The following is a 23,865-nucleotide window of genomic DNA, read 5'->3' as shown; positions in this document are numbered from 1 at the left end:
CCACCGCCAGCGCGGTATCGCGCAGGGCCAGCGCGCCGAGCAGGAAGGTGGTGACGAGCGCGACCTCGGTGGTCAGGCCGCGGTCCGCCTCGCCCGCCGAGCGCGCGTAACCCACGACCACCAGCAGCCCGATCACGGCGCCGGCCACCGCAAGCGCCGCGGTGCCCAGCGAAAAGCTCAGCGCCCCGAGCAGCGCAGCGAGCGTGAAGGTGCGGATGCCGGCTGGCGCGCGCTGCGGGCGCGCGCTCTGCCGGCGCTCGCGCTCGATGCCGATCAAAAGGCCGATGCCCAGCGCGGCCGCCAGGCCCAGCAGCTTGAGCTCGTCGCCCGCCGTCATGTGCGCTTTCCTTCTCCGCTGCGGAGAAGGTTAGCGCCCTGGCGGGGTCGAAGCCATGAGTTGGGTTTTTCGACGAACTGTCAGGGCTTGGCGGAGGGGGGCACGCGTTCCTCCGGCGACCGGCCTTGTCCGTGAAACGACCCGCTGGCTTTGCAGCGCGAGGAGCTGGATCCGCGTGGTCGCCGGTGGCGGTGCGGCCGGCGCCTGACGGCCCGACGGCCATAGCCCGTGCCGGCGGCATGTCGCAGTATGTTCCCCATGGTCGCCGGCGGTCATTGTAGCCACCGGCCGGTGGCGCCTAAATTGCCGTTGAGACAAGGAATCGAGTATCGCCCATGTCCGTTGAACATGTTGACGTCCTGATCGTCGGCGCCGGCCTGTCCGGCATCGGCGCCGCCTGCCACCTCAAGATGAAATGCCCCGGCAAGCGCTTCGCGATTCTCGAAGCGCGCGAAGCCAGCGGCGGCACCTGGGATCTGTTCCGCTACCCGGGCATCCGCTCGGACTCCGACATGTACACCCTCGGCTATTCCTTTCGGCCGTGGAAGGAGGCCAAAGCGATCGCCGACGGGCCCGCGATCCTCAACTACCTGCGGCAGACGGCGCGGGACTACGGCGTGGATCAGGCGATCCGCTACCAGCACCGCGTGCTGCGCGCCAGCTGGTCCAGCCGCGAGGCGCGCTGGACGGTGGAGGCCGAGCGCGGCCCAGCCAGGGAAATCGTGCGCCTGACCTGCAATTTCCTGTACCTGTGCAGCGGTTATTACCGTTACGACGCCGGCTACACGCCGGACTTCCCGGGCGTGGATCGGTTCGGCGGCCGCTTCATCCATCCGCAGCACTGGCCCGAGGATCTCGACTACCGCGGCAAGCGTGTGGTGGTGATCGGCAGCGGCGCCACCGCCGTCACCCTGGTGCCGGCGATGGCCGAGCAAGCCGCGCACGTCACCATGCTGCAGCGCACGCCCACTTACATCATCACGCTACCGGCGCAGGATGCCATCGCCAATTTTCTGCGTCGCATCCTGCCGGCCCGGGCCGCCTATGCGCTGACGCGCTGGAAGAACGTGTGTCTGGCCATGCTGGTTTTCGTGCTCAGCCGGCGCGCGCCGAACCTGGTCAAGAAACTGATCCGCGCCGGCCTGCGCCAGCAGCTCGGGCCGAAGTTCGACATCGACCGGCACTTCAAACCGCCGTACAACCCCTGGGACCAGCGCCTGTGCCTGGTGCCGGATGCGGACCTGTTCAAGGCGCTGCGCAGCGGCAAGGCCTCGGTGGTCACCGACCACATCGAAAGCTTCACCGAAAAGGGCATCCGGCTGAAATCCGGGCAGGAACTCGCGGCCGACATCATCGTCAGCGCCACCGGGCTGTCGCTGGTCGCGCTGGGCGGCCTGCAATTCAGCGTGGACGGCCAGCCGGTCGAGCTGCCGAAGACCATGGGCTACAAGGGCATGATGCTGAGCGGCATCCCGAACATGGCCTTCGCGGTCGGCTATACCAATGCCTCCTGGACCCTGAAAGCCGATCTGACCGCCGAGTATGTCTGTCGCCTGCTCAACTACATGGACCGGCACGGCTACCGGCAATGCACGCCGCGCAACACCGATCCCAGCGTCCGGCCGGAGCCGTTCATCGACTTTTCCTCGGGCTATGTGCTGCGCGCGATCGACAGCTTCCCGAAGCAGGGCTCGCGCGCGCCCTGGCGGCTGTACCAGAATTATTTCCTGGACATCTTCCTGCTGCGCTTCGGCAGCCTGCGCGACGATGCGCTGGAATTCGCGCGGGTCGGCGCCGTCACGGTGCCGGCGGAGAACGCGGCCGGCTAGCCGAAGGCCTCCATGCGGCCGGTGATCTTGCGCACGTAATCGCGGGTTTCCGCCGGCGCGTGCTTTTCCAGCAGCGCCTCGACCTCGTCCACCGAATCCGGCAGGCCATGGCGCTCCAGCGCCTTGCGCATGCGCGTCGGGCCCCAGTTGTAGGCGGCCAGCGCCACCGCCACGCGCGCGTCTTCGCTTTCGATGTCGTCGAAGTGCCGGTCGAGCAGCAGCCGCAGATAGGCGCTGCCGAGGCGGATGTTGGTCTGCGGGTCCTGCAGTTCTTGCAGCGTCGGCGTGCCGGCGCGGCGCTCGGCGTAGCGGTAGGCCTCGCGCCCGGCCTCGTCCGGCACCAGCTGCATCAGGCCGATGGCGTTCCGGGCGCTCTGCGCCTGCGGGTTGAACGAGGACTCCTGCTCGATCACGGCCAGGATCAGTTCCGGCGGCAGCCGGTACTGGCGGGCGTACTGCGCCACCAGCGGGCGGAGCTGGGTGGCGCGCAGGCGCGCGTGCTCGGCGACTTGCGGCGGCCGGCGGTAGGGGCCGGGGCGCTGGCGCAGGCGCTGCAGGTGCGGCGTGATGTCGCCCAGCGAGGCGAAGCGCAGGTCGGCACCGGCCGGCACGCTGGCCAGGGGCTTCGGCAGTGCGACGTGCGTGGGTGTGACGATGGCCGTCGCAGGGGCGGGCGCCAGCATCCAGGCGCAGACCGCAACCGCCGCGGCGCTGGCCGCGGCGGCCAGTGGCGACAGGTTATGGCCGCGCGGCGCGCGTCTGCGTCGTGCCCCCTCGCCCGCCAGCAGGATTTCGGCCAGCGGCTGGCCGGTGCGGGCGCGCAGCTCGAGCGCACGCTTGAGTTCGCCCGGGCTGAGCTCGCCGCTGGCGCGCAGCAGCTCGGCCAGGCTGAGTCCGCCGCGATGCCGCACCAGCAGCAGCTCGAGCCGCCGCGCCAGTGCCAAGTGCTGTGGTTTCAGCCGTCCGTGTCGGACCAGCCACTGTCCCAGCGGCTCGCGCGCGCGCCGCGCTTCGCGCAGGGCCAGCTCGACCTCGCGGCGCGTCAGCAGCCCGCCGTCCACCAGCAGTTCGGCGAAACGGCGATAGAAGTCGGGCCCCATGGAAGCCGCGGGGCGGCTGGCAGCTGCTGGGTTCATCGACGGAACGCTCCCCCTGGCCAAAGCTAGTCGAGGCCGGACGCCAGCGTCAAACCACGTTGCGGCATCTCCGGCTTTTCGCATCAGCCCACAGGCTAGGCAGTCGGGGGCGGCCGGGCAATGCATAAAAATCCAGCTATCGTCGTAAAAAATCAGTAGGCCTTGCGGGCCGGCCGGCTTACTTGCTGATTTTAAAGGACTATTTTTGGAGACATCAGCGCTGGTAGCGGGTCTTCCACTCGGCGTAGGGCATGCCGTAGATGCGCTCGCGGGCCTGCTCGTCGCTCAGGGCCAGGCCGCGCGCCTCGGCCTCGGTCCGGTACCACTTGGCCAGGCAGTTGCGGCAGAAGCCGGCCAGGTTCATGAGGTCGATGTTCTGCACATCGCGGCGCGAGTCCAGGTGCGCCAGCAGGCGACGGAAGGCGGCGGCTTCGATTTCGGTTTCGGTGCGCATGGCAGGGTCCGGTGTGGGTACAGGGAATTCTGGCAGGATGGGAAGGCGGTAGCGAGGGGCAGGCATGGCAGGTATGGCGGGCATGAATCTGATCATCGGGGCAGGCGCGGTCGGCACGGTGCTGGCCGCACACCTGCTGCACGCGGGCCGTCCGGTGGCCTTCTACCTGCGCGACAAGGACCTGCCCGCCTTCCGTGACGCACGCGAACTGCGCCTCGAGCGCGCCGGCGGCGGCGCGCCGCTGGTCACGCCGGTGCCCGCCATCGTCACCGACCTGTCGCTGGCCGGGGTCGAGAACGTCTTCATCTGCGTCAAGCACCCGGCCCTGGCCGGGCTGCTGGCGTCGCTGCCGCAGCCGCTGCCGCCCGGTGTGCGGCTGATTTCCTGCCTCAACGGCGTCGGCATTGCGCAACGCCTGCGCGAGGCATTCCCGGGTGCGAATGTCGCCAACCTCACCATCATGTTCAACGCGCAGCTGCCGGCGCCGCTGCACGCCCAGATCACCACGCGCGCCGAGGTGTACCTCGCCAGCGAGGATGCGGCGCTGTTCGAGCTGTTCCGCGGCAGCGGCCTGACCGTGCGCCGCGCCGCCGGCGAGGCCGCCGCCTGGGGCAAGCTGCTGATCAACCTCAACAACGCCATCTGCGCGGTCACGCACTGCACCTTCAAGGACATGCTGACCATCAAGGCCATGACCGAGTCTTTCGTCATGGTGCTGGACGAGTCGGTGGCCGCGCTGGAGCGCGCCGGCATCCCCTACACGCTGGTGCTGCCGATCTCCTACCGCAACTACCGGCGACTGCTGCTGCATGGCGGGCCGCTGCCGTGGTGGTTCGCCAGGGTTCGCAACGGCCTGACCGCGGCCTCCTATCCCTCGATGGTGTCCGACATCGAGCGCGGCCGGCCGACCGAGATCGACCAGCTCAACGGCGAGATCGTCAGGCTCGGCCAGCGCATCGGCATGCCGACCCCGGTCAACGCCAGGGTGGTCGAGCTGGTGCGGGCCATCGAGGGGCGTCCGCCGGCTCGTTACCTGGCGCCCGCGCAGCTGCGCGAAACTCTGGCGGCGGCACAAGCCGCTGTATAAACGGCAGTTTCCGATGGGCAAAATCCTCTCTGGCCGCCGCAAGGGGGCGTGGCTAGTCTCGTTTTCATCTGGCGCGCCCCGGACAGGAGGCGGCAAGGGAAACGCATGTCCCTCAAGTACCGCATCGCCCTGACGGTGTTCCTGCTGGAGGCCGTCATGATGGCGGCCGTCATCTGGCAGCTGTATGCGCTGTCACCGCCGCCGGGCGCAACGGACGCCCGGCTCGAGCAGGTGCTGGACGCCGCGCGCGACCGCACGCTGATCATCGCTGCGCTCGGCATGTCGCTGATCGCGCTGGCCGGGCTTGCGATCGGCTTCCTGCTGACGCGGCGCCTGGAAAGCCTGGCCGATGCCGCCGAGCGGCTGGCCGCCGGCGAAACCTCGGTGCGCGTCGATTTCAACGGCCACGACGAGGTGGCGCGCCTGGGTCGCTCCTTCGACGCCATGGCGGACAAGATCACCCGCAACCTGCAGGCGCTGAAGTCGAGCGAGGCGCGCAACCGCGTGCTGGTGGAGTACTGCCCGGCGGCGATCTTCGTGTTCGACCCCGAGGCCTTCCGGCTGGTGGACGTCAACCAGCGCTGGGTGGAGCTGCTCAAGTATCCACGCGAGAGAATCGTCGGTATGACGCCGCTCGAGGCCAGCCCGCCGCTGCAGAAGGGCGGCCGGCCGACCGACGACTGGGCGCGCGAGCTGGTGGCGCGCACCTTCGCCGGCGAGAGCCCCACGGCGCCCTGGATCCTGCGTGATGCGGAGGCGCGCGACATCCCCTGCGAACTGAAGGTGGCGCGCTATCCGATCCCGGGCCGCAACCTGATCATCGGCATCATCTACGACGTCAGCGACCGCGAACGCATCACCCAGGCGCTCGACCAGCGGATGGCGTTCGAGGACCTCATCGTGCGCCTGTCGGCGCGCCTCATCGGCCTGAAGCCCGATGCCATCGATGCGGGCCTGAACGACGCGCTCGGCGAGATCGGCCGCTTCGCCGGCGTGGATCGCAGCTACGTATTCGAATTCAGTGCCGACATGACCACGGAGTCCTGCACGCACGAGTGGTGCGCCGAGGGCGTCGAGCCGGCCATCCAACGCCTGCAGAATCTGCCGCTCGGCCAGTATCCCTGGTTCATGGCGCGTATCGGCCGCGGCGAGGTCCTGCACGTGCCGCAGGTCAGTGCGCTGCCGCCGGCCGCCGCTGCGGAGCGCGCCGAGTTCGAGGCCGAGAACATCCAGTCGGTGATCATGGTGCCGCTGGTGTTCGAGGGGCGCGTCACCGGCTATATGGGCTTCGACGCGGTGCGGCAGCCGGTGGAGTGGCCGGAGGACATCGTCAAGCTGCTCAGGATCACCGGCGAGATCGTGTTCAACGCCCTGCACCGCAAGCGCAGCGAAACCGCGCTGCGCAACCAGGCGCAGGCGCTGGAGCATGCCAACGCGGCGCTGGCGCGCAGCAACGAGGAGCTCAAGCAGTTCGCCTACATCGCCTCGCATGACCTGCGCGAACCGTTGCGCGCGATTGCCGGGTTCTCGGCACTGCTGTCGCAGCGCTATACCGGGCGGCTGGATGAAGATGCCGACGAATACATCCACTTCATCACCGACGCCGCCAGCCGCATGCACAACATGATCAACGACCTGTTGAGCTACTCGCGCCTCGATACGCAGGCCGAACCGCTGGGGTCCTGCGACATGAACCAGATGCTGGTGCTGGCGCAGTCCAACCTGCTGGCGCCGATCAGCGAACATGACGCCCGCATCACGCACGACGACCTGCCGCTGGTGCAGGCCGACGCCACCCAGATCATCCAGCTGCTGCAGAATCTGATCGGCAACGCGATCAAGTTCCACGGCGCCGAGCCGCCGCAGGTGCACGTGTCGGCACGGCGGCGCGGCGGCGAATGGCTGTTCGCGGTGCGCGACAACGGCATCGGCATCGATCCGCGGCATGCCGACACCGTATTCCACATCTTCAAGCGCCTGCACACCAGCGACCGCTATCCCGGCACCGGCATCGGGCTGGCGGTGTGCAAGCGGATCGTCGAGCGCCACGGCGGACGCATCTGGGTGGAGCCGAACCAGCCCGGCCCCGGCACGAGCTTCTACTTCACCCTGCCGGCCAACGGCGTCGCATGACCGCGGCGTTTGCGGTGTCCTCCCGCAAGAGTTCGGACATCGTCAGTCCGGCGCAAGCCGGCATCCAGTGCCTTGAAAGTCGCTGGATTCCGGCTTGCGCCGGAATGACGCCATGAATTGACAAGGCCTTTTAGCCCGCCGCTGCCTGGCGGTGCAGCGCACCGGCCAGCGCATGGCCGACGATGCGCAGCAGCAGGTGGCATTCTTCCGGCCATTCGTGCTCGGCATGCACGGCGCCGAGCCCGATGAAGCCCATCACCCTGCGATCGTGGAACAGCGGCACCAGCAGCACCGCGCGCGTGTCGTGGCGCTCGAACTCCTGGCGCTCGGCATAGGCCTCGGCGGGCAGCCCGGCTACCCGCGGGATGTCCAGGATCTCGCCGCGTAGCAGCCGCGGCATCCCCCAGGAGAAGGCGCGCACCGACAACGACTGCGATACCGGCAGGATGGGCTTCACGCCCTTGCGACACCACTCGTGCGTGCAGCTGAAACGGTTGCCGGCGGCATCCAGCCGGAAGACGTAGCAGCGGTCGGCGCCGCTGTATTCGCCGAGCTCGGCCAGTGCGGCGTCGATGCGCTCATCCAGCCGGCGGCCGTCGATGTCGATGAAGCCGGTGGTAAGGCGTACCAGCCGTTCCTCGAAACGCAGCCGCTGCTCCAGCGCCGCGCCGGTCTGCTGGCGCGCCTGTATTTCCTCGGCCAGGCGCCGGTTCGCGGCCTCCAGCTCGCGCAGGCGCGCGAACTCGCGCCGCGCCATCATCTGCTGCGCCCGCTGCGCATAGCCGGCCAGCACGAGGCAGGCGGACAGCAGCACCGTCGCCTGGATCATCTGCTGGTGTGTCGGTTCGAGCCAGGCCCATGCCACGAGCAAGAACAGGCCGGCAGTGTAGAGCGCGCTGGTCAGCGCGAACAGCAGGCGGAACGGCACCACGAGCAGGAACACCAGCACCAGCAGCAGGGCGGAGGGCAGGTAGTAGTGCATGTCCTCCGTGCCAAGCGTCATGAAATAGGCCCCGGTGCTGGGCAGCCACAGGGCGAACAGCAGCACCGCGCCGTCCAGCCGCAAGGCCTGCTCGGGCCGGCGGCTGGCAAACAGCACCAGTCCCGCCGGCACCAGGATCAGCAGGCGCAGCGTGATGAGGGTGGCAAGGTGCGGGCTGCGCTGCGGGGCGAGCCAGTCGCCGAGGCCGGCGACCAGGAAGAAGAGCGCCCCGGCCACTGCGACGAAACGCAGCACGCGCACGCGCCGTTGCTGGCCGGCTGCGCGGAACTCGCGCTCGGTCGCCGGCTCGGCGAACTCGCCGGTCAGCGGTGACAGGCGGAAGGGGTCGGCGGCACCGGTTGCATCTATGGTTGCCCGTGTCTTGTTGTTTTTACCGATACTAGTATTGCGTTCCGTAGACATCTTTGTCATACCGGGCAAGTCGACGATCTAAAGAATCTTACGGAACACAACACTAGCCCTTCGTGCTGCGGGTGGCTATGACGCCGCCGGCCGGTATGATGCAGGGGTTGCCGGGGAGCCGACGATGACGCCAATCGACCAGATGCAGTTCAGCTTCGACCCCGTCGCGGTCAAGGTCTTGAACGTGGTGCTGGCCACGGTGGTGTTCGGCGCGGCGCTGGACGTGCGCCTGGACGACTTCCGGCGCATCCTCGTCTCGCCCAAGGGGCCGCTGGTCGGCTGCCTGTCGCAATTCGTGCTGCTGCCGGCCACGGCCTCGCTGTGCGTGTGGCTGCTCAAGCCCGCGCCCAGCCTGGGCCTGGGCATCCTGCTGGTGGCCGCCTGCCCGGGCGGCGCGGTGTCGAATTTCTACACCCTGCTGGCGCGCGGCAATGTCGCGCTGTCGCTGACCGTGTCGGCCTTCTCGACGCTGGTGGCGATGGTGATGACGCCGTTCAATTTCTTCTTCTGGGGCAGCCTCAATCCGGTCACGTCCGGCCTGCTGCGCGAGATCGCGGTCGATCCCGCCGAGATCCTGCTGGCGGCGTTCTTCATGCTGATCCTGCCGACGCTGCTGGCGATGTCGCTGCGCCACTGGCGCGCGGCACTCGCCGACCGGCTGCTGCGGCCGGCACGCACGCTGGGGGTGCTGCTGCTGACCGGCTTCATCATCGCCGGCATCGCCGCCAACCTGCAGCACGCCACCTACGTTGCCATGGCCTTCGTGATCGTGCTGCTGGTCAATGCTGCCGGGCTGGCGGTCGGCTATGGCGCCAGCCGCGCCGCCGGGCTGCCGCACTACGACGCCAAGGCGGTGTCGCTGGAGACCGGCATCCAGAATGCCGGCTTCGGGCTGGTGCTGGTGTTCCAGTTCTTCGGCGGGCTGGGCGGCATGGCCCTGATCGCCGCCTGGTGGGGCGTGTGGCACCTGATCAGCGGCCTGGTGCTGGCGCTGTGGTGGGCGCGGATGCAGGGGCGGGAAGAAGCCGCGGTCACTCCTGCGTCCACTTGAAGATCGCCGCGCCCAGGCCCAGGAACAGCAGCGTCATCCCGCCCAGCACTGCCAGCTGCGGGCCGATATCCGCGAGCCCCGCGCCATCGAGCCTGACGGCGCGGGCGGGGTGCGCGATGCGCAGCCTACGAATCGGCGGCAAAGAGTACGACGTGCCGGCCGGGCTCCAGGGTCAGCACTTTCAGCTGCGGCCGCAGCCGCGCGCTGTCCGCAAAGAAGCCGTCCAGGTCCACGCCAAAGGGCAGCGGCCGTAACGGCGCGTCCAGCGGACGGGTGAAGTCATCCCAGTGCGTCGGGATGATGCGTGTCGCGCCGAGCGGGTCCACCACCTGTGCGAGATAGCTTTCGGTATCGCGCAGCGCGGCGATGCCGAGGAACACGACCCCGGCGCGCCGCCCGCGGTACATGCCCTCGATCCAGCCGGCACTGCCGTGATGCACGACCGTGCCCAGGGCGTGCTCGATGATCACGCCGAAGGTCCCGCCCTGGCGGTAATCCGTGTAACGTGCCGGCGGTACCAGCGGCTGCGTGATGTCGCCAGTGGGGCGGCCGCCGGTGGCGCCCGCATGGCGGCTTTCCAGCAGGGTCAGCGTGAAGTGGCCGTAGCGCTGGGGCACGCCGGGCACCGCGATGCGGATCTGTGTTTCCGGCAGGCCGCTGCCGCGCGCGACGTTGGCGGTGCTGGCCGAGCCAAGCACCGTTGCGCCGGTCAGCTGTGCGACGACGCCGGCATCCATGCTGTGGTCGTAATGCGAGTGCGTGACCACTACCGCATCCAGGCGTTCGATGCCCGCTTGGTCCAGCCACCGGGCGATCAACTCCGCATCCGGTGCGATGGGCCGGTTGAGCATCAGCCGGCCCCAGCCGCCGGGGCGGGTGAAGAAGGGGTCGATGAAGACGGCGGATTCGCCGTCGCTCAGCAGCACGGCGGTGGTGCCGAACCAGGCGGCGGTCAGCTGCGGGCCGCCGCCGGGTGGATCGTCGGGATAGCGATGTGCCTGATAGGCATCCAGCCCGGGGCGCGTGGAGAACATCCATGCGAGCCCGGCAATGGCCACGCCGGCCAACAACAGGATGCCGAAGAATAGATGGCGGATGAACCGGAGCATGAAAAAGTCTGGATTACCCCTAAACCCCACAAGATCCCTCACCCCGGCGCAAGCCGGGGTCCAGCGTCCTTGAAGGCACTGGATTCCGGCTTGCGCCGGAATGACGGGTATAGCGAGTCAGTTGGCCTTGCCGGTCTTGTTCCTCTCGTCGTCTTGCTTCTTGTAGTCGCCGATGATGCCCTTGGCGGGGCAGAAGGAAAACATCGGGCATTTCTTGCAGCCGACGGCCAGCGCGATCGGGCACAGGGTCATGGCAGGCCTCCCTCTCCAGTAAGCCTTTCCCGATGCTACGCCGGCGCGGCCACGAGGCAAAGCCTTCGCAAAGACTTGCAGAACCATATGCGGTCCCAGATACTTTTGACATGGGAAAAATATCCCAAGAACAGGCTTGGCCTGCCGCACCGCTGCGTGCCCGTTCCGGTCCGCTGCCGGCATGGCTGAAACGTCTGTACAGAACCCTGCACCCAGGTTCCCGGTCGGATGGCAGCCGGCTGCGGTGTGGCAACTTTGAAATCGAGGCGCCGCCTGAACACATCCTGCCGCAGTTGCAGCCGACGCAGCCGTTTCGTGACCTGAATATCGGCATTGCCGCGAAATACCTGGGCGCGAAATATCCGGGCGCCACGCTGGTGGATGTCGGCGCGAATATCGGCGATACCGCGGCGATGATGGCTACCCATGCGTCGAATCCACTGCTGCTGATCGAGGGCAGCGACTATTTCTTTGCCTATCTGCAACGCAACGCGGCGCGGCTGCCAAACGAGACCCGCCTGCACAATTGCCTGATCGGTGACGGTAAATCGTTGTCGGGCAATCTCCAGTATTGGGGAGGTACGGCGTATTTCGTCGAATCACCCGGTGCAGCCGGTATTGCCACCCGGACGCTGTCAGAAGTGGCGGGCGATACGGCGTGCTTCGTAAAGATCGACACGGATGGTTTCGACTTCCGCATCATCGCGGCCAGTCTGTCCTGGCTGGCCCGGGTGCAGCCGGGCGTACTATTCGAGAACACCATACGCAAGCTGCAGGACCTGCAGGATGCCGAAGATACGTTTGCGCGTTTGGCCGATGCCGGGTATGCGCACTATGTCGTCTGGGACGACACCGGCTTGCACATGCTTTCCACTTCGTCGTTACGGGAAATCGCCGATCTGAATCGCTATCTTTACAAAATCTGGTCCTATGACGGTCGCCGGTCCATTTACAATTATGATGTCCTCTGTCTTTCAGAGCGTGACCGAGACGTTTACGATCTGGTGACCTGCTGGTACCGGCTCAACTGAAGCAAGCCTGACGCCTGCGTGCGACTGCCTTGTAAAGATAAACTGGCGACCATGGCCGCGCTGGCCGGCTGCGGCATCGCCGCGATCGTCGGTTGCCGCGGCTTCCATGAAACCCCCGATTACCCGGAAATGAGCAAGAAGCACCACAGCGCGCGCGGCTTCCGCAACAACTATCCCCATCCGCACAAGAGTGCGGGGGATTTCCTGCGGTTCCTGGCCGAGTTCCGCGGCGGGCCGCCGCCGCGCAGCTTCCCGCTGGCGGCCAACGATCCGGCCTTTTTGCGCGCCAACCGCAGCGAGGCCACGCTCACCTGGGTCGGCCACGATACCTTCCTGATCCAGATGCAGGGGCTCAACATCCTCACCGACCCGCATTTCACCGAGCGTGCTTCGCCGGTCGGCTGGGCCGGCCCGGGACGAATGATGCCGCCGGGGCTGGCGCTGGAGGACCTGCCCGAAATCGACCTGGTGCTGATCTCGCACAACCACTACGACCATCTCGACGAGGGCACGGTCCGGGCCCTGCACCGGCGCCAGCCGCACAGACCGCCGCGCTTTTACGTACCGCTGGGGCTCAAGGCCTGGTTTGCGGCGCGCGGCATCGCCAACGTGGTCGAGCTGGACTGGTGGCAGCAGGCGGAGCAGGACGGGGTGAAGCTACATGCCGTGCCGGTACAGCACTTCAGCAGCCGCGGGCCCTTCGACCGCAACGCCACGCTGTGGTGCGGCTGGGTGGCCGAGTGGCCGGACTTCAGGCTGTTCTTCGCCGGGGACAGCGGCTATTCAAGGGACTTCGCCGACATCGGGCGGCGTTTCGGCGGCTTCGACCTGTCACTGATCCCGATCGGGGCCTATGACCCGCGCTGGTTCATGCGTGCCATGCACGTGGATCCGGAAGAGGCCGTGCAGATTCACCTGGACGTGCGCTCACGCCAGTCCATCGGCATGCACTGGGGCACCTTCGTGCTGACGCTGGAGGACCCGGCCGAGCCGCCGCGGCGGCTGGCGGAAGCGGTGGCCAAAGCAGGCCTCGACCCCGGCAGCTTCACCGTCATGCAGCACGGCGAGACGCGTCGGCTTGGCCGGTGGGCGCGCTGAGCGGCGCCGGGATCGTCCAGCGGAACACGCTGCCGCGCGGGCTGTTGGGCTCGACCCAGATGCGCCCGCCATGGCGCTCCACGATGCGCCGGCACACGGGCAGGCCGATGCCGGTGCCGGGGTGGCGATCACCGGGGTTCAGGCGCTCGAACAGCTCGAACACGCGCTGGGCATGCTCCGGCCGGATGCCGATGCCGTTGTCGGCGATCTAGATCACCCATTCGGCGTCCTTGCGCTCGGCACTGACCCGGATGACCGGCGGCTCGTCGCTGTGGAAGCGCAGGGCGTTGGCCAGCAGATGCTGCATCAGCTGGATCATCTGCAGCGGCTCGGCGACGACGGTTGGCAGCGCGTCGTACTCGATGTTTGCACCGAGGCGCTGCGCGGTCTCCTCAAGGTTGTCCAGTACGACCTGCGTGATCTCGTTGAGGTCGCAGTCGACAGGTGCGCGCACCTGCTGATCCACGCGCGTGTAGGTCAACAGGTCGTTGATCAGCCGGTGCAGACGGTCTGACGCCCCGATCGCGAAACCGATGTACTCGTCCGCGCGCGCATCGAGCCGGCCGCGGTACTGCTCGCGCAGCATCGTGGCGAAGCCGGAGATCGCGCGCAGCGGCTCCTGCAGGTCGTGCGAGGTCACGTAGGCCAGGCGCTGCAGCTCCATGTTGCGCCGCTCCAGCTCGAAATTGACGCTTTCCAGCTCGTGGATGTGCTGCTGACGCGTCCGCTCGACCTGCTCACGCTGCAGTGCGCTCATGATGGTTTCGCCGGCGATGCGCAGCAGCAGGATGGTGTCCGGCGACCAGGTGCGCTGTGCCCGCACCGCATCCAGACCGATGAAGCCAGCCACCTGGCCGCTGGATACGATCGGCACCAGCAGCAGCGACTGGATGGACTCGCGCTGGAACTCCGCCCGCTCCGCTGCGGCTTCCGGTGGCAGTGTGTCCAGGGTGGGCACGTTGATGATCTCGCCGCGCAGCAGCCGCGGCGAGATCCAGCCGAAGTTGGAGATCGGCAGGTTCTGCAGCTGGTCGATATAGGGTGTGATGCCCTCGCGGCACCACTCGTGCGTGCAGCTCTTGGTGTGCGTGTTCCAGTCGTACAGGAACAGGTAGCTGCGGTCCGCATCCGTGAACACGCCGATGTCGCCCAGTGCCAGCTGCACGGTCTCGCCGCCCTGTTCGCTGTTGGGACGCAGGAAGCGCATGTTCACGCGGGCGATGAACTCGTCCAGCCGCATGCGCTGCTCCAGTTCCAGCTGTGCTTGCTTGCGCTCGGTGATGTCTTCGGCAGTGCCGACGAAGCCCTGTAGCTGGCCGTCGTCGCCGAACAGGGGGCGGGCGCAGGCATGCACCCAGACCACCCGGCCATCGGCCCGCTGGTAGCGGAACTCCGCTTCAGTTGTGTGTCTTCCGGTGACGGCCTGGTTCCAGTGGCTGATGACGCGCTGCCTATCCTCGGGATGGATGGCCTGCTGCCAGCGGTTGCCCAGCGCCATATCAGGGGGTAGCCCGGTGAGACGCATCCACTGGTCATTGAAATACGTGCAGTAGCCTTTGGCGTCGGTGCGGAAAATACCGACCGGCGAAACGCTGGCCAGCGTCTGGTAAAGCGATTCGTTCTTGCGCAGCTGCTCCGTCGCCCGTGCGCGGTGCAGCGCGTTGAAGATCGACTGGCCGACGAAGCGCAGCATCTCGACTGTCTCGGTATCCCATTGGCGCTGTTCGTGGACGCAGTCCAGGCCGATCATGCCCAGTAGCACGCCTTCATGACTGAGCGGCACGCACAGGAAGGACTTCACCCCCTGGGCGAGGTTGAGATCGCGCTCGACCGCGGCTTCCGGCGGCAGGGCCTGGACATCGTCGGCCTGTACGACTTCACCGCGCTGCAGCTTGAGCGAGGCCCATGGCATGAGCGCAGACGGGATGTTCTGCATGGTCGGACGGGTGGCCGCGACCCCTTCCGCGCACCATTCGTGCGTCATGCTGCCGGTCTGGCGCCCGGCGTCGAATTCCATCAGGTAGGCGCGATCGCTGCCGCTGTATTCGCACAGCGTGCGGAAGGTCTGCTGGACGCCATCGTCGAGCTGGTCGGGGCGCAGGCCCAGGAAATGCGCCGACAGCTGCGCCAGCAACCGCTGATGGCGCTCGCGCCGCTCCAGGGATTGCTGGTTGGCCCAGGCGATGCGGATATCCTGATGGATGCCGCGACAGACGAAATAGCCGATGAGGTTTGCGATCAGTAGCTGCACGCCGAAGACCACCAACTGTGCAGTGGGTGCGGCGTGCTGCAGGTATCCGATCAGCAACATGCCGAGCGAGAGATAGAGCGCGCCCAGGGTCGATACCCAGAGTCGCGCCATCGGCGCCATGTACAGCACGCATAAGACGAGGACAGCGGCCGGTGCGGTGATGCGTACGCCGTCCGGCCGTGCCACGACCATGCCGAGGAAGGCAGTCAGCAGCAGCAGCAGAAAAGCGAACAGACCCAGATCCCACAGCCACAGGCTGCGGTTGCGGCCGAGCTGCCACAGGTAGCCCAGGCCGTAGGCCGTGACCACCAGGCGCGCGACCACCAGCACGGTGAAAGCAGCGCCGGCGCCCAGCAGCACGTAATCGTTGATGCTCGTGATCAGGTGCGCAATCAGTGCAACCACGATGATCGTGCGGATACGTCGCAGCCAGACCGGGCGGATACCGGCGCGGAATGCACGTTCCTGCTCCGGGTTGACGAACTCGCCGGTCAGCGCCGACAGCGCATTACGCCGACGGTCGGGGATCGACTGGGGGGTGACGCTCAAGCCGCGCTCCGCGCATACGTTTTCAGGCAACAACGCTACGCGGGGCCGCCGGCGGCCGGATATAGACGATTTAATTCAATTACAAGCCGCTGATCGGAAACAGGATTCCCGGCGGCATCCGCGTCAGGGGCGCGCGCCGGCGCGGCGCCGGAACAGGGTCAGGTAATCGATCGGCAGGTTGTTGTCGCCGATCACGCCCTTGTCGGTGACCAGGATGTCGGTCGGGACGAACATCGGCGGCTGGCCGAGTCGCACCGACGATACGGCAGTGAAGGTGAAGGGCGCGGTTTCCTGCAGCAGCTCGCCGTCGCGCGACAGCAGCAGGATGCGGCCCTTGAAGAAATCCGACACCAGCAGGCCGTCCACCCCGCCCAGGCCGAGGTCGTCGTGCGCGGTCGGTTCGAAGAACAGCGGCGTCACCGGCCCGGCGCTGCCGTCGGGCAAAAGCTCCACCGAGAACACGCTGCCGCCGTCGGTGGCATAGAAGGTGTTGCCGTCGCGCACGATGCCATTGGGGAAGCGCAGCGTGGTGTCCAAGCCGAGGAACAGCAGGCCGGCCGGGCTGCCCGCGACCCAGACCTCCTCGCTGGCGACTTGCATCGGGTCGGCCGGGTCGAGGGTCAGGCGCACGATCTTGGGCGCCGGCGGCAGGCACTGCGGCAGCAGCGGCTCGTCTACGGAGTACAGCCTGCCGTCGGGGCCGAGCGCGAGGCCGTTGGGGATGCAGGACGGCATGTCGTAGGTATAGATCGCGCGCAGCACCGGCTGCGCGGTCAGCCGGCCGGCGAACAGGCGCGTCCCGCAGCCGTTCGCGTACAGGATGCCGTCGCGGATCGCCATGCCGGTGAAACCGCAAGGCGACTCCTCCGCCAGCGGCGTGGCGGCGAAGCTGCCGTCGCTGTTCTGGGTGATCTCGTAGATGTTCTGTCCGCCGGTCACGAACAGCCGGCCGTCCGGCGCGAACAGCAGGTTTTCGGCGTCCGGGATGGCGAGCAGCCGGACGGCCTCCCCGCAGTCGTTGTTCACGCACAGGTCGGCGGCATGGATCGTGGCGCCGCTGTTGCCGCCGGACGGCCCGTTGCCGGCATCGCTGCCGGAGCCACCGCAGGCGGCCAGCAGGGCGCTGACGAACAGGATCAGGACGGGGCGCATGGGCAGGGCTCCGGGCATGCGGCCAGTGTCCACCATGCCGCTTCCGCGGCCAAGCGTAAAAACTACGGAAGCGCTGCTACGGATCGGTCGCTCGCTTGTCATTCCCGCACGAGCGGGCATCCAGTCAAACAAGGGTTTTTGTCGCTGGATCCCCGCATACGCGGGGATGACTGTCTCATGCCGCCTCGACCGTCACCGGCACGCCGTTGAGCGCCGCGTTACCCGACAGCACATCGTAGAAGCGGTCGTCCGTGAGGTCGTTGATGCTGGCACCCGCATGCTGGCGCGCCACACTCAGACGCACGCCCTCGCGCGTGTGACCCCAGCCATGCGGCAGGCTGACCACGCCGGGCATCATCGCGTCGCTGGCCTGCACCTCGACCTCCACCGCGCCGACCCGTGACCTGACCCGCACCACCTGGCCGTCGGCCAGGCCGCGCGCGGCCAGGTCATCCGGGTGCATCAGCAGCTGGTGGCGCGGCTTGCCCTTCACCAGCCGCGCGTAGTTGTGCATCCAGGAATTGTTGCTGCGCAGGTGCCGGCGCCCGATCAGCCGCAGCTCGCCTTCGGCCCGCGGCGCGAACAGTGCGCGCTCCAGCCGCGGGATGTCGCCGAGCAATTCGGGAATCGCGCAGCGGATACGCTTGTCCTTGTTCTGCAGGCGATCAGGCAATGAGGGCTGCAGCGGGCCCAGGTCCACGCCATGCGGCTGCGCCTTCAGTGCTGCGATGGACAGCGGCGGGGCACTGGCCAGTCCCAGCTTCGCCAGCACGCCCTCGGCCTGCAGCTTCACGAAGGCGGTGGCGGGCGAGCGGCCATGGTCGCGGCCATAGGGCCCGAGCCGCAGGCCGAGGTCCACGATCTGGTCCGGGCGCAGGTTCGGGCCGGTCTTGCCGCCGAGGCGCGCGGCCAGGCGCCGGCCCAGCTCGGTGTAAATCTCCCAGTCGTGGCGCGTACCCTCGGGTTTGGGCACCAGTGCCTCGCTGTAGCGCGCGGTGTTGCGCACCGCCAGGTGATGGAACACGAGATCGTAATGGTCATGCTCCACGCCGCAGGTCGGCGGCAGGATCACCTGTGCATGGCGCGTGGTCTCGTTGATGTAGAAATCCACCGAGACCATGAAGTCCAGCGACGCGAAGGCGCGGTCGAGCTGCGCACCGTTCGGCGTGGACAGCACCGGGTTGCCGGCGATGGTGACCATGGCCCGGATCTGCCCCTCGCCGGGCGTGAGGATCTCCTCCGCCAGGCAGGTCACCGGCAGCTCGCCGCCGAATTCCGGCAGGCCGCTGACGCGGCTTTTCCAGGCGCCGTAGTGGCCGGGCTTGGAGTTGGGCCCGCCGATCAGGTCCACCGCCGGCGTGGTGAACAGCACGCCGCCGGGCCGGTCGAGGTTGCCGGTGGCGATGTTGAGCAGCTGGATGGCCCACTGGCACAGCGCGCCGAAGGGCTGGATCGACAGGCCGATGCGGCCATAGGCGGCGGCGCCATCGGCCGCCGCGAACTCGCGTGCGATGCGGCGGATGGTATCCGCGGCGATGCCGGTCACCGGCGCCACCCGCTCCGGCGTGAAGTCCGCGAACGCCGTGCGCGCTTCCGCCAGGCCGTCGGTGAAGCCGGCGAGCTGGCGCAGGTTGACCCGTCCCTCCTCGAAGAGCGTATTGATCAGCGCGAACAGGAAAGCGGCGTCGGTACCGGGGCGGATGAAGTGGTGCTCGTCAGCGACCTCGGCCGTCTCGGTGCGGCGTGGGTCGATCACCACCATTTTGCCGCCGCGCGCCTGCAGTGCCTTGAGGCGGCCGCGGAAGTCGGGCACGGTCATGAGGCTGCCATTCGAGGCCATCGGGTTGGCGCCCATGACCAGGAAGTACTGCGTACGGTCGATGTCGCTGACTGGCAGCAGCAGCTGGTGGCCGTACATCCAGTAGGCGATCAACTGATGTGGCAACTGGTCCACCGAGGTGGCGGAGAAGCGGTTGCGGGTCTTGAGTGGGCCGAGGAAATGCTGCGCGTGGGTCAGGCTGCCGTAGTTGTGCACGCTGGGATTGCCCTGGTACACGCCGATGGCATTGCTCCCATACCGGGTGCGGATCTCCGCCAGCCGGTCGGCCACGAGATCGAAGGCCTCGTCCCAGCCGATCTCCTGCCAGCTGCCGTTGACGCGCCGCACCGGCCGGCGCAGCCGGTCCGGATCCTCGTGGATGTCCTTGAGCGCCACCGCCTTGGGGCAGACGTGGCCGCGCGAGAAGGGATCAAGCTCGTCGCCGCGAATGGACAGGATCTTTCCGTCCTGCACCTTGAACTCGAGGCCGCAGATGGCCTCGCACAGGTTGCAGGCGCCGTAGCGCGTTTCAATGGTCGAGCCGACTGCGCCCATGGACATGGCCCTCGATGCTCGGGCAGAGTGCCAGTCATAACACCGACCGGCGCCGGCGGCAACGATGTGGCAAGTCAGGTCGCCGGCAGCGTGAAATGGAACACCGACCCGGGATTCGCGGGTTCCACCCAGATGCGCCCGCCGTGCTGCTCGATGATTTTCTTGCAGATCGCCAGGCCCAGGCCGTTACCCGGGAAGTCGTCGCGCGTGTGCAGGCGCTGGAACAGCACGAAGATGCGCTCGGCATGTTGCGGATCGATGCCGATGCCGTTGTCGCGCACCGAGATGCGCCAAACGCCGTCCTCCCGCGCCGCGCTGACATGTACTTCCGGCGCGATGTCGGCGCGTCGGAACTTGAGCGCGTTGCTCAGCAGGTTCTGCAGCAGGCGCAGGATCAGGCTGGGGTAGGCGCGCAACCGGGGCAGCGGGTCATGGGTCACGCGCGCGCCGCTGGCCTTGATCGCGGCGTCGAGACTGGCGATGACCTGCTGCAGACGTTCGTTCAGATCCACGTCCTGCAGCGCTTCGCGCTGGTGCGACACGCGCGAATAGGCCAGTAGGCCCTCGATCAGGTCGCGCATGCGCTGCACCGATTCGGTGATGAAGCCGACGTACTCGTGCACGGTCGGATCGTTGCGGTCGGTATAGCGCTGTGCCAGCAGCTGGGTGAAGCTGGTGACCGTGCGCAGCGGCTCCTGCAGATCGTGCGAGGCGACATAGGCGAAACGTTCGAGCTCGGCGTTGGAGCGCGCCAGTTCGGCGGCGTGCGCCGCGAGCGCGGCCTCGGCGCGTTTGCGCGCGCTGATGTCCTCGGCGGTGCCGACCAGGCCGACGATCCTGCCGTCCCTGACCAGCGGCGCGCTGCTGAAGGTGATGGCGACCCGACTGCCGTCTTTGCGCTGCAGCACGGTTTCGAACTGTTCCACCGTACGCCCCTCGCGGATCACGGTTTCGAACTGGCGGTTCACCTCGGCCAGCACTTCCGGCGGGAACAGCTTCACGTAGCTGGCGCCGAGCAGTTCCTCGACCGGGTAGCCGGTCATCTCGCAGGTGCGGCGATTGACCAGCGTGAAGCGCCCTTCGAGGTCGAGTGCATGGATGGAATTGGTGGCGCTTTCCATCACCTTGTCGCGGAATTCGTGCGCGCTGCGCAGCGATTCCTCCGCCTGCCGCCGGTGCGCCATCATGTCGTTGAACACGCGCGCCAGCTGGCCCAGCTCGTCGTGCGAGCGGATCTCGACCGGAATGTCCAGGTCGCCGGCGGCTACGCGTAACGCACCTTCACGCAGGCCGAGGATGCCGAGGCGCAGCTCCAGCGCGATGCGCCGCGCAACCCAGTAGCCGCAGGCCAGCAGCAGTGCGGTGGAGGCGAACACCGACAGCAGCAGCACGCGTTGCAGCCAGCGCGCGCCCTTGCCCAGCGTGGCCGAGAACTCGCGCTCCAGCCGGGTCAGCTCGGCGTTGATCTGGTCGATACGGTCGAGCAGCTCACGCTCGCGGGCAGGGTTTATTGCGCCACCCCGATGCAGTGTACGCAGTGCATCGGCGGCTTCCACCAGCCGGTCCAGGTGTCTGTCACCTTGTCGCCAGATGCCGATGGCCTGCGCCAGGTGGCCGTAGCCGCCAAGCGTGCGAAACAGGAACACCATATACGGCACGTCCTCCGGCGCATTGCCGCCCTGGACGAAGCCCTGCTCGACGATGGCATAGTCGTAGTCGGGTTTTTCCATCTCGAGGCGCGCCTGCCGATCTCCGAGCGGGATGGCGACGGCCGCCTGGTACTTGCGCCAGTCGGCCTCGTCGTGGGTGCGCGCGTAGCGCATCACGTAGTAGACCGCGTCCTTCTGGCCTTTCGACCACAGGCCCTCGCCGCCGACATAGGCGCGCACGCCGTTGGTGATCGCCAGCGCCGCGCCGGCCAGCGCCAGCAGGGTAAGAATGATAGCCACGAACACGGCCACCATGGCGTTCAGCTTGATGACGATGGACAGGTCGCGCAGCCAGCGCGCAGGTCGGCGACGGGCGCGGGACGGTGCGGCGGGGCGTGTGCGCGTGTCCATGCTCGTCCGGCTGGAGGGATAGCCGCAGGATACTAGAAGTGAGGGGAATACTACGGTTGTGCTTGGGTGATTGATCCCACCTCCGGCGGTGTGTAATTGGCCACACAGGCACGGATGATTTCTGCCACCCGGCGCGCGCCGGGGCCGGCGTCGCGCGGCTCGGCCAGCACCAGATAGAGCGTGCGCTTGCGGCAGCGGCCCTCGCGCAGCGGCAGCGGCTGGAGCTGCCCGGCGGCGAGGTCGTCCTCGATGTGCGCCAGCGGTGCCCAGCCGAAGCCCAACCCCGCGCGCATCAGCGCCAGGCGCGTGCTGCCGCTGGTCACGGTCCAGCGCCGCGTACTGCCGAGCCAGCCGTCGTCGCGGCCCTGCGTGCCGGAATCGCGCACCACGATGTGCAGCTCGCGCGCGAGGTCATCGAGCGTGAGTTCGCGCGACTGCTCGCGGGCCAGGCGGTGCAGCGCGTGCTCCGGGTGCGCCACGGCGATGAACTCGATGTCCATCAGCGGATCGCCGAGGAAGCCCTGCGGCACGTTGTTGCAGATGACCACGTCGGCTTCGTGGCGCAGCAAGGCGTCCTCTGCACCCGACAGCACGGTTTCGCTCAGTTGCACGCGGCTCTGCGGGCAGCCGGCGTCCACTTCATGCAGCACCCGCGTGAGCAGCGGGCGCGGGAACAGCCCATCCACCACCAGCCGGATCTCCGCCTCCCAGCCGGCCTTGAGGTTGCGGGCGTGCTGCTCCAGCGCGCGTGCATCGTCCAGCAGCCGCCGCGCCTGCGCCAGCAGCACACGGCCGGCCTCGGTCAGCTGCGCCTTGCGCCCCTCGATCACCAGTAGTGGCAGGTCCAGCTGCTCCTGAAGCCGGGCCACCATATAGCTGACCGAGGACTGGCTGCGATGCAGGGCCTCCGCGGCCTTGGCAAAACTCCCATGTTCGACAATGGCTTGCAGGACATGCCAGTGTTCGAGTGTGGTTCTGGGCAGACTCATAAACAATCGAATTATTAGATCAAATAAAACGTTATTTTGCGCTTTTTAATACAATTATCAGAACATAGATTATCGGGCAGGTACAGTCAACGCAGCGAGGAGAACGACCATGACCACCCTGCTCAAGATCAACAGCAGCATCCTGGATACCGGCAACGCCAACCGGTTGGCGGACGAATTCGTGGTGCGCTGGCGCGCGGCCCACCCGCAGACGCGGGTGATCGAGCGCGACCTGACGCGCAACCCCCTCCCGCACCTGGATGCGACCACGCTGACCGGCTTTGGTACGCCGGCCGAGCAGCGCACGCCGGCACAGCAGGCGGCGGTGGCGGTGTCCGATGCCCTGATCGATGAGCTGCGGCAGGCGGATGTGATTGTCCTGGGTGTGCCGATGTACAACTTCGGCATTCCCTCGCCGCTCAAGGCCTGGATCGATCGCGTGGCGCGCGCCGGCATCACCTTCCGCTACACGGACAAGGGGCCGGTTGGCCTTTTGACCGGCAAGAAGGTCTATGTGCTGGCCGCGCGCGGCGGGCGCTATGCCGGCACCGCGGGCGACGTGCAGACCGCCTACCTGAAGCAGGTGCTGGGCTTTCTTGGTCTCACCGACATCGAGTTCGTGTATGCGGAGGGCCTGGCCATCAGCGCTGAGAGCCGCGCCGAGGCGCAGGCCGCGGCCAGTGCGCGCATCGAAGCGCTGACCGCGCGGCAAGCGGCATGAGTGAGTGGGGGGTTGGTTGAATGGTTTGTCATTCCCGCGCAAGCGGAATCCAGTGGAGAAAACACTCCGAATGACTGGATCCCCGCCTACGCGGGGATGACAGGGTAAAAGGAGATGGTCATGACTGCGCACAAGAACATCGACACGCTGATCCGCCAGGCGCCGGCCCACTGGGTCGGCGACGGCTTCCCGGTGCGCAACATCCTGTCGGTGCAGCGCGAAGGCACGCGCATCAGCCCCTTCCTGCTGCTCGACTACGCGGGGCCTTACGACTTTGCGCCAGGTGCCGTGCCGCGCGGCGTCGGCCAGCACCCGCACCGTGGCTTCGAGACCGTGACGATCGTATACCGCGGCGAGCTGGAGCACCGCGATTCCGCCGGCAACCACGGCCGCATCGGGCCCGGCGACGTGCAGTGGATGACGGCCGCCGGCGGCGTGTTGCACGAGGAATTCCATTCACGGGAATTCACGCACACGGGCGGTGTGTTCGAGGCGGTGCAGCTGTGGGTCAATCTGCCAGCCAAGCACAAGCTGGACCTGCCACGCTACCAGACCCTGCTGGCCGGGGACATCCCCGTGGTCGAGCTGCCGGATGGCGCCGGCACGCTGCGCGTGATTGCGGGCGAGTACGGCGGGCGGCGCGGCCCGGCGCAGACCTACACGCCAGTCGAGGTCTGGGATTTGAAGCTCGTCGCCAGCGCAGCGGTCGAGCTGCCGTTCGCACAGGGCCATGCCGCGACGCTGGTGGTGCTGCACGGCCAGGCGCGGGTCAATGGCCGCGAGACGCTGGGCGAGGCACAGGCGGCGCAGCTTACGCGCGCGGGCGAGCGGGTGACGGTCGAGGCGG

At 67.5% G+C, this 23,865-nt stretch carries 21 protein-coding genes; 8 read left to right on the top strand and 13 right to left on the bottom strand.

The window, feature by feature from the left end; translation table 11 throughout:
- On the bottom strand, nt 1–337 hold a 337-nt coding region (locus VNJ47_03700), incomplete at its 3' end, for an MgtC/SapB family protein (GenBank protein HXG27936.1).
- A gap of 335 nt (nt 338–672) precedes the next feature.
- On the opposite strand from VNJ47_03700, the gene VNJ47_03695 reads away from it, so the two are divergent.
- Nucleotides 673–2,166: an NAD(P)/FAD-dependent oxidoreductase gene (locus tag VNJ47_03695; GenBank protein HXG27935.1), complete on the top strand. Its 1,494-nt coding sequence runs from the start codon at nt 673–675 to the stop codon at nt 2,164–2,166.
- Here VNJ47_03695 and VNJ47_03690 read toward each other — a convergent pair.
- Both VNJ47_03690 and VNJ47_03685 read right to left on the bottom strand, forming a co-directional pair.
- Entirely contained in the window at nt 2,163–3,302 is a 1,140-nt protein-coding gene (locus VNJ47_03690) for a transglycosylase SLT domain-containing protein (protein HXG27934.1), read from the bottom strand. The genes VNJ47_03695 and VNJ47_03690 overlap by 4 nt on opposite strands.
- 214 nt (nt 3,303–3,516) lie before the next feature.
- Entirely contained in the window at nt 3,517–3,756 is a 240-nt protein-coding gene (locus VNJ47_03685) for a DUF1244 domain-containing protein (protein HXG27933.1), read from the bottom strand.
- 82 nt (nt 3,757–3,838) lie between these two features.
- On the opposite strand from VNJ47_03685, the gene VNJ47_03680 reads away from it, so the two are divergent.
- Complete coding sequence (locus VNJ47_03680) at nt 3,839–4,843, top strand: 2-dehydropantoate 2-reductase (GenBank protein ID HXG27932.1); 1,005 nt, start codon at nt 3,839–3,841, stop codon at nt 4,841–4,843.
- Nucleotides 4,844–4,948: 105 nt separating this feature from the next.
- Complete coding sequence (locus VNJ47_03675) at nt 4,949–6,976, top strand: ATP-binding protein (GenBank protein HXG27931.1); 2,028 nt, start codon at nt 4,949–4,951, stop codon at nt 6,974–6,976.
- A 130-nt stretch (nt 6,977–7,106) separates the two neighbouring features.
- On the opposite strand, the gene VNJ47_03670 is transcribed toward VNJ47_03675, so the two are convergent.
- Nucleotides 7,107–8,381, bottom strand: coding sequence for a GAF domain-containing protein (locus VNJ47_03670; GenBank protein HXG27930.1), 1,275 nt, complete (start codon nt 8,379–8,381; stop codon nt 7,107–7,109).
- A 124-nt stretch (nt 8,382–8,505) separates the two neighbouring features.
- On the opposite strand from VNJ47_03670, the gene VNJ47_03665 reads away from it, so the two are divergent.
- Entirely contained in the window at nt 8,506–9,432 is a 927-nt protein-coding gene (locus tag VNJ47_03665) for a bile acid:sodium symporter family protein (protein ID HXG27929.1), read from the top strand.
- On the opposite strand, the gene VNJ47_03660 is transcribed toward VNJ47_03665, so the two are convergent.
- The 3 genes from VNJ47_03660 to VNJ47_03650 all read right to left on the bottom strand — a co-directional run bounded on the left by VNJ47_03660 (nt 9,413) and on the right by VNJ47_03650 (nt 10,793).
- Entirely contained in the window at nt 9,413–9,574 is a 162-nt protein-coding gene (locus tag VNJ47_03660; GenBank protein HXG27928.1) for a hypothetical protein, read from the bottom strand. The genes VNJ47_03665 and VNJ47_03660 overlap by 20 nt on opposite strands.
- Complete coding sequence (locus tag VNJ47_03655) at nt 9,558–10,541, bottom strand: MBL fold metallo-hydrolase (protein ID HXG27927.1); 984 nt, start codon at nt 10,539–10,541, stop codon at nt 9,558–9,560. Before VNJ47_03655 ends, VNJ47_03660 begins: the two co-directional genes overlap by 17 nt.
- Before the next feature lie 117 nt (nt 10,542–10,658).
- The gene (locus tag VNJ47_03650; GenBank protein ID HXG27926.1) at nt 10,659–10,793 is read right to left on the bottom strand and encodes a hypothetical protein; all 135 of its coding nucleotides are present in this window, start codon (nt 10,791–10,793) and stop codon (nt 10,659–10,661) included.
- A gap of 110 nt (nt 10,794–10,903) precedes the next feature.
- Here VNJ47_03650 and VNJ47_03645 point away from each other — a divergent pair, with 110 nt between their 5' ends.
- Nucleotides 10,904–11,824, top strand: a complete 921-nt coding sequence (locus VNJ47_03645; protein HXG27925.1) for an FkbM family methyltransferase — start codon at nt 10,904–10,906, stop codon at nt 11,822–11,824.
- A gap of 51 nt (nt 11,825–11,875) precedes the next feature.
- Nucleotides 11,876–12,922 carry an MBL fold metallo-hydrolase gene (locus tag VNJ47_03640; protein ID HXG27924.1) on the top strand — a complete coding sequence of 349 codons (1,047 nt, stop codon included), beginning with the start codon at nt 11,876–11,878 and terminating at the stop codon, nt 12,920–12,922.
- Here the strand turns inward: VNJ47_03640 and VNJ47_03635 are convergent.
- The 6 genes from VNJ47_03635 to VNJ47_03610 form a co-directional block, all read right to left on the bottom strand.
- Entirely contained in the window at nt 12,876–13,130 is a 255-nt protein-coding gene (locus VNJ47_03635; protein ID HXG27923.1) for an ATP-binding protein, read from the bottom strand. The genes VNJ47_03640 and VNJ47_03635 overlap by 47 nt on opposite strands.
- The gene (locus VNJ47_03630) at nt 13,131–15,722 is read right to left on the bottom strand and encodes a PAS domain S-box protein (GenBank protein HXG27922.1); all 2,592 of its coding nucleotides are present in this window, start codon (nt 15,720–15,722) and stop codon (nt 13,131–13,133) included. It lies immediately after the preceding gene.
- A gap of 123 nt (nt 15,723–15,845) precedes the next feature.
- Nucleotides 15,846–16,874: a hypothetical protein gene (locus VNJ47_03625; protein ID HXG27921.1), complete on the bottom strand. Its 1,029-nt coding sequence runs from the start codon at nt 16,872–16,874 to the stop codon at nt 15,846–15,848.
- A 175-nt stretch (nt 16,875–17,049) separates the two neighbouring features.
- Complete coding sequence (locus tag VNJ47_03620) at nt 17,050–19,254, bottom strand: molybdopterin oxidoreductase family protein (GenBank protein HXG27920.1); 2,205 nt, start codon at nt 19,252–19,254, stop codon at nt 17,050–17,052.
- Nucleotides 19,255–19,322: 68 nt separating this feature from the next.
- Entirely contained in the window at nt 19,323–21,308 is a 1,986-nt protein-coding gene (locus VNJ47_03615) for an ATP-binding protein (GenBank protein ID HXG27919.1), read from the bottom strand.
- A 50-nt stretch (nt 21,309–21,358) separates the two neighbouring features.
- Entirely contained in the window at nt 21,359–22,297 is a 939-nt protein-coding gene (locus VNJ47_03610; protein HXG27918.1) for a LysR family transcriptional regulator, read from the bottom strand.
- A 109-nt stretch (nt 22,298–22,406) separates the two neighbouring features.
- Between VNJ47_03610 and VNJ47_03605 the strand changes: the two genes are divergently transcribed.
- Together VNJ47_03605 and VNJ47_03600 are read left to right on the top strand one after the other, a co-directional pair.
- Nucleotides 22,407–23,018 carry an NAD(P)H-dependent oxidoreductase gene (locus VNJ47_03605; GenBank protein HXG27917.1) on the top strand — a complete coding sequence of 204 codons (612 nt, stop codon included), beginning with the start codon at nt 22,407–22,409 and terminating at the stop codon, nt 23,016–23,018.
- A 120-nt stretch (nt 23,019–23,138) separates the two neighbouring features.
- Nucleotides 23,139–23,865, top strand: a 727-nt coding sequence (locus VNJ47_03600) for a pirin family protein (protein HXG27916.1), incomplete at its 3' end; no start/stop codon positions are given.

The sequence above is a fragment of the Nevskiales bacterium genome, from assembly GCA_035574475.1.
Lineage (GTDB): Bacteria > Pseudomonadota > Gammaproteobacteria > Nevskiales > DATLYR01 > DATLYR01.
This window is presented reverse-complemented; position numbering and strand designations above follow the sequence as displayed.

What these genes read in the sequence shown, in the direction of transcription:
- VNJ47_03640 (HXG27924.1), top strand. Translation starts at nt 11,876, where the DNA reads ATGGCCGCGCTGGCCGGCTGCGGCATCGCCGCGATCGTCGGTTGCCGC.
- VNJ47_03665 (HXG27929.1), top strand. Translation starts at nt 8,506, where the DNA reads ATGACGCCAATCGACCAGATGCAGTTCAGCTTCGACCCCGTCGCGGTC.
- VNJ47_03620 (HXG27920.1), bottom strand. Translation starts at nt 19,254, where the DNA reads ATGTCCATGGGCGCAGTCGGCTCGACCATTGAAACGCGCTACGGCGCC.
- VNJ47_03625 (HXG27921.1), bottom strand. Translation starts at nt 16,874, where the DNA reads ATGCGCCCCGTCCTGATCCTGTTCGTCAGCGCCCTGCTGGCCGCCTGC.
- VNJ47_03615 (HXG27919.1), bottom strand. Translation starts at nt 21,308, where the DNA reads ATGGACACGCGCACACGCCCCGCCGCACCGTCCCGCGCCCGTCGCCGA.
- VNJ47_03645 (HXG27925.1), top strand. Translation starts at nt 10,904, where the DNA reads ATGGGAAAAATATCCCAAGAACAGGCTTGGCCTGCCGCACCGCTGCGT.
- VNJ47_03610 (HXG27918.1), bottom strand. Translation starts at nt 22,297, where the DNA reads ATGAGTCTGCCCAGAACCACACTCGAACACTGGCATGTCCTGCAAGCC.
- VNJ47_03680 (HXG27932.1), top strand. Translation starts at nt 3,839, where the DNA reads ATGAATCTGATCATCGGGGCAGGCGCGGTCGGCACGGTGCTGGCCGCA.
- VNJ47_03670 (HXG27930.1), bottom strand. Translation starts at nt 8,381, where the DNA reads ATGTCTACGGAACGCAATACTAGTATCGGTAAAAACAACAAGACACGG.
- VNJ47_03655 (HXG27927.1), bottom strand. Translation starts at nt 10,541, where the DNA reads ATGCTCCGGTTCATCCGCCATCTATTCTTCGGCATCCTGTTGTTGGCC.
- VNJ47_03685 (HXG27933.1), bottom strand. Translation starts at nt 3,756, where the DNA reads ATGCGCACCGAAACCGAAATCGAAGCCGCCGCCTTCCGTCGCCTGCTG.
- VNJ47_03690 (HXG27934.1), bottom strand. Translation starts at nt 3,302, where the DNA reads ATGAACCCAGCAGCTGCCAGCCGCCCCGCGGCTTCCATGGGGCCCGAC.
- VNJ47_03605 (HXG27917.1), top strand. Translation starts at nt 22,407, where the DNA reads ATGACCACCCTGCTCAAGATCAACAGCAGCATCCTGGATACCGGCAAC.
- VNJ47_03695 (HXG27935.1), top strand. Translation starts at nt 673, where the DNA reads ATGTCCGTTGAACATGTTGACGTCCTGATCGTCGGCGCCGGCCTGTCC.
- VNJ47_03675 (HXG27931.1), top strand. Translation starts at nt 4,949, where the DNA reads ATGTCCCTCAAGTACCGCATCGCCCTGACGGTGTTCCTGCTGGAGGCC.
- VNJ47_03650 (HXG27926.1), bottom strand. Translation starts at nt 10,793, where the DNA reads ATGACCCTGTGCCCGATCGCGCTGGCCGTCGGCTGCAAGAAATGCCCG.